General features: G+C 47.9%; 1 protein-coding gene. It reads right to left on the bottom strand.

Going from position 1 to position 951, the window contains the following annotated elements; translation table 11 throughout:
• Nucleotides 1-109: 109 nt before the first annotated feature.
• A partial coding sequence (gene meaB, locus CVN76_RS05375; protein ID WP_100530543.1) for a methylmalonyl Co-A mutase-associated GTPase MeaB occupies nucleotides 110-951 on the bottom strand: 842 nt, incomplete at its 5' end.

Genomic DNA, 951 nt, shown 5'->3' on the forward strand with positions numbered 1-951 from the left:
ACAAGTTTAAAAAGAAATGGAAGTGGGAAACATATGGGTAACAGCGAGAAAGCTTCACTTCACACAAAAGGAGGAGGTATGCATAAACCATGCGTGCCCCCTCCTTTTTTCACTTAAGTGTGTCCATAAAGGCTTGGAATGCCTGCTTAACGGCAGCGGTGACCGTTTTATTACCAGACATCACCTCATTTTCGAGGATAGGGAGCAGCTCCTTGATGGTTTCATTTTTATAGAACATCATTTTAAGCTGTTGATCCATTGACGAATAAAGCCATTCCTTAGCTTGCATCCTTCTCCGTTCTTGGAAAACACCAGATTTCTTTGTCGTATCGGAAAAATCCGTCAATACATCCCATAGCTCGGGTATTCCTTTTCCCGTTATGGCAGAACATGTATAGGCTTTCCCTGCCCACCCTTTCGTTGCCGGCTGGAGAAAGTGCAGTATTCTGTTATATTCAGACTTCGTTCTAGTCGCAAGCGGGACATTATCACCATCCGCTTTATTGACCACAATTCCATCCACAAGCTCCAGTATCCCTTTCTTCATTCCCTGTAACTCATCGCCTGCGCCTGTCAGGACAAGGAGCATGAAGAAATCCACCATGCTTCGGACGATCGCTTCACTTTGACCGACACCGACCGTTTCAATAAGAATGACATCAAATCCTGCCGCTTCACAAAGCAGCATCGTTTCCCTTGTTTTGCGATGAACGCCGCCCAAAGTACCCTCTGAAGGCGAGGGCCTGATGAAGGCGCGGGGATTCCTTGCCAGCTCCTCCATCCTCGTCTTATCACCAAGGATACTCCCCCCGTTAATGGATGAGCTCGGATCGACCGCAAGGACCGCAACCTTATGGCCCCTGTCACATAAATAGCTTCCAAACGTTTCGATGAACGTGCTTTTCCCGGCACCTGGCACTCCTGAAATCCCGATTCTAATCGACCGGCCAG

Source organism: Bacillus sp. mrc49, assembly GCF_002803435.1.